Source organism: Mesorhizobium sp. M2A.F.Ca.ET.067.02.1.1 (genome assembly GCF_004023285.1).
Taxonomy (GTDB): Bacteria; Pseudomonadota; Alphaproteobacteria; order Rhizobiales; family Rhizobiaceae; genus Mesorhizobium.
In genome coordinates this window covers 1-3,906 of record NZ_RZSB01000573.1, presented here as the reverse complement: position 1 = coordinate 3,906, position 3,906 = coordinate 1, and the positions used below count along the sequence as shown (strand labels likewise).

Below are 3,906 nucleotides of genomic sequence, written 5' to 3'. Positions count from 1 at the left end.
GGCTACCACGTCATCGCCTCGACCGGCCGCAACGCCGAGAGCCCCTATCTGATCGACCTCGGCGCGGCCGAGGTGATCTCGCGCGAGGAGCTCAGCCAGCCGGCGAAGCCGCTCGCCAAGGAACGCTGGGCAGGTGGCGTCGATTCGGTCGGCAGCCATACCTTGGCCAATGTCCTGTCGATGACCTCCTACGGTGGCGCAATCGCCGCCTGCGGCCTGGCCGGCGGCATGGACCTGCCGGGAAGCGTCGCGCCCTTCATCCTGCGCGGCGTCTCGCTGCTGGGCATCGATTCTGTGATGGCGCCGAAGCCGGTACGCCTCGAGGCATGGCGACGCATCGGCGCCGACCTTGACTTGAAGAAGCTGTCGACATTGTCGCGCACCATCGGTTTCGACGGCATTGTCGCCGCCGCACGCGACATCGTCGAAGGCAAGATCAGGGGCCGCGTCGTCGTCGACATGTAGCCGGAGGTCGCGGTTCCGCCTGCGCCCGCAGCGCGGCCGGAATCCGCCCGATCGCTAAAATTCGAACGATCCGCCCCAATCTTCCATAATTTCTGTCTGGCATGGTTCCGCGCATGGTCGCGGACTCCCACATCAGGCAGGACAGCAAAGCCGCGGGCGCTGACAGGCCCGACGCGCCGAAGCGGCAGGTGCTCGTCGCGCCGCCGCTGGCTCCCGACTTGCCTGCCGCCAGCCACGAAGGCCTGCCTTTCCTGACGATCGTCGGCATCGTCGTCCTGGCCGGGCTGGCGCATCTCACCGGGGCGCCGATCATCGTCACCATCGGGCTCGCCGCCGTGGCCTTCGCCGGCCTTGCCATGCATCTGCGCAACCGCCGCGACGAGCGGCGCACCGCGGCGCTTCTCGACGAGACCGCCGCCCGCAGCCGCGCCGAGATCGAGACCCTCGCCGATCGCATGTGGGAGATGCAGGAGAGCGAGGAGCGCTTCCGCGGCCTGATCGACGCGCTCGGCGACCTCGTCGTCCATCGCGATCGCGACGGCCATATCGTCTATGCCAACAGCGTCTTTGCCTCGCTTGTCGAGGTCGACCCTCGCAATCTCGCCGGCAAGACCCTGTCGGAGCTTGGCATCGACGTCGGCATCGTTCCCGACGCCGCCTTCTCCGACCATGAATGCCTGAGCTCCACCGATGTCGCGATCCGCACGCCGAATGGCCCGCGCTGGTTCTCCTGGATCGAATTGTCGGTGCGCGACAAGGATACCGGCGCCGTCTCGCATCGGGCGATCGCGCGCGACATCACCGCCCGCAAGCGCGCCGAATCCTCACTGATCACCGCGCGCGAGCGGGCCGAATATGCGAGCCAGGCCAAGTCGCGCTTCCTCGCCACTGTCAGCCACGAGATCCGCACGCCGATGAACGGCATCATGGGCATGGCGAAGCTGCTTGCCGACACCGATCTGTCGCCGGAACAGCGGACCTATGTCGGCGCTGTTTCGACCTCTGCCAGCGCGCTGCTCGCGCTTATCGAGGACCTGCTCGACTATTCCAAGATCGAGGCCGGCCGCTTCGAGCCCGAGCCGCAGCCGACTTCGCTGCGCGAAATCGCCGACAACATCATCGAACTTCTGGCCGCGAAGGCCTTCGCCAAGAATATCGGTCTCGGCTGCCATGTCGAACCCGACGTGCCGCAGATGATCACCGCCGACCCCGGCCGCCTGCGCCAGGTGCTGCTCAACCTCATCGGCAACGCGGTGAAGTTCACCGACACGGGCGGCGTGCTGCTCACTGTGGCGCGCGCCCGCACCGAAACCAGCGACTGCATCTGCTTCACCGTCGCCGACACCGGCCCCGGACTGCGTGAAGAGGACATGGAGCGCATCTTCGAGGAGTTCGAGCAATCCGACGGCACCTCGACCAGGGTGCATGGCGGCGCCGGCCTTGGCCTTGCCATCTCGAAGCGGCTGGTGACGGCGATGGGCGGCACGATTTCCGTTTCGAGCCGGCTCGGCGAAGGCTCGGAATTTATCCTCGAGATCCCGGCGGTTGCCGCGACCGAGCCGCCGCCGCACCGCAACAACATCCTCGCCGACCGGCGGGCGGTAATCGTTTCGAAGAACGCCATCGAGGCCGATGCCATCGCCCGCGCCATCAGGGCCTATGGCGGCATCGTCGAGGTTGCGGCGACGCCAGGCCAGGCCGCTCCATTCGCTGCCGGCTGCAACGTGCTGCTGGTCGACGCCGCGCTCGAAAACAGTGACGGCAGGTTGCTCAAGCGGTTGCGCGACTCAGGCTTCGCCGATTGTGAAGCCATCACCCTGATCGCGCCGACGGACCGGGGCATGCTCGGCGAATTCCGCGCCAGCGGCTACGCCACCTTTCTCGCGAGACCCGTGCGCGGCGAGACCCTTTTGCGGGTGCTGTTGACCAGCCATGGCTCCGCGCTCACCCAGCCGCGGCCGGAGCCGCGCGGCGCCGCCTCGGTGCGCAAGCGCGACCAGGGCCTGTCGGTGCTGATCGCCGAGGACAATGACATCAACGCCATGCTCGCCCGCGCCACGCTGCTCAAGGCAGGGCATCGCGTCAAGGTTGTCGGCAACGGCAAGGCCGCGGTCGATGCCGTTACCGACGCCGGCCTCAAGTTCCGCTTCGATGTGGTGCTGATGGACCTGCATATGCCTGTCATGGATGGCCTGGATGCGATCGCCGCCATCCGCCGCCATGAAGAGTCCCTGGCCATGCCGCCGATCCCGATCATGGTGCTTTCGGCCGACAGCCAGGAAAAGACCCGGCATGCCGTGCTCGCCCATGGCGCCAGCGGCTTCGTGACCAAGCCGCTCGACCCGGACGCGCTCGTCCAGGCGGTTGAGGGCCAGGTCGCCGCCTGACGAAATTTTGAGCCCTTGAAAGCCATGAATTGCCTGGCTTTCGCGACCGTAAGATAGCCGGTTGAGGGTATTGTCCAGCCGACAAAGTATTGCCCGCCACGCCGTATCACGGTACTGTCACAATCCTGTTGCACCTACACCGTATCCCCGTGCCAAGAGGGATGGCTCGAAGGAGAATCACTCGTGCATACAGTCATGCCTGAATGTGACACTCGGCCGAATGCCGGCGGCGCCCTGCTCGCTGCCCGTACCGCCGACGCTGTCGCAAGCGGCGCTCCGCTGGGCCGGATCGGCAACCTCGAGGTGCGGCTCGCCCGCAACGAGGCTGAGATCGCCGCCGCCCAGGAAGTCCGCTATCGGGTATTTTATGACGAGCTTGGCGCGAGGAAGGACCTGTTCCAGGCGCAGGACCGGCGCGATGCCGACCGTTTCGACCCGCTCTGCGATCACCTTCTCGTGTTGGACACGTCCCTTCCCGGCCCCGAGCACCGCCGCATCGTCGGCACCTATCGCCTGCTGCGGCAGGAGATCGCCGCGACCGCCGGCGGCTTCTATTCCGAGGGCGAGTTCGAGCTCACCAAGCTGATCGCGCGCCACCCCGGCCAGCGCTTCCTGGAGCTCGGCCGCTCCTGCGTTCTGCCCGAATACCGTTCCAAGCGCACCATCGAGGCGCTGTGGCAGGGCATCTGGGCCTATATCAACCATTACGGCATCGGCGTGATGACCGGCTGCGCCTCTTTCCACGGCATCGTGCCGGCGGCGCATGCCGAGGCGCTGACCTATCTTGCCCATCATTGCCGCACCAACTCCGCCTGGGATGTCCGCGCGGTACCGGGGCGCTACTGCTCGATGGACCTGATGCCGATCGAGGCGGTGAACACCAAGGCGGCGATCGCCGCCATGCCGCCGCTGGTCAAGGGTTACCTGCGCGTCGGTGCCCGCATAGGCGACGGTTGCGTCATCGACCACGAATTCTCGACCGTCGACGTCTTCGTCGTCATGCCGGTCAAGGAGATCGGCGCCCGCTATGTCAACTATTATGGCGGCGAAGGGC

The 3,906-nt window shown here is 66.5% G+C and carries 3 protein-coding genes; all 3 read left to right on the top strand.

All coding sequences use genetic code 11. The features are described 5' to 3' along the window. Positions 1 to 465 (top strand): zinc-binding dehydrogenase (locus tag EOA28_RS27785; protein ID WP_148670888.1); only part of this gene is annotated, 465 nt, incomplete at its 5' end. A gap of 113 nt (positions 466 to 578) precedes the next feature. Next, on the top strand, positions 579 to 2,852 hold the full coding sequence (locus EOA28_RS27780) for a PAS domain-containing sensor histidine kinase (RefSeq protein WP_127385996.1): 2,274 nt from the start codon (positions 579 to 581) through the stop codon (positions 2,850 to 2,852). A gap of 183 nt (positions 2,853 to 3,035) precedes the next feature. Next, positions 3,036 to 3,906, top strand: an 871-nt coding sequence (locus EOA28_RS27775) for a GNAT family N-acetyltransferase (protein WP_128315486.1), incomplete at its 3' end; no start/stop codon positions are given.

Bases quoted from the DNA above. Each gene is read 5' to 3' on its own strand.
- EOA28_RS27780 (WP_127385996.1), top strand. From the start codon at position 579: ATGGTCGCGGACTCCCACATCAGGCAGGACAGCAAAGCCGCGGGCGCT.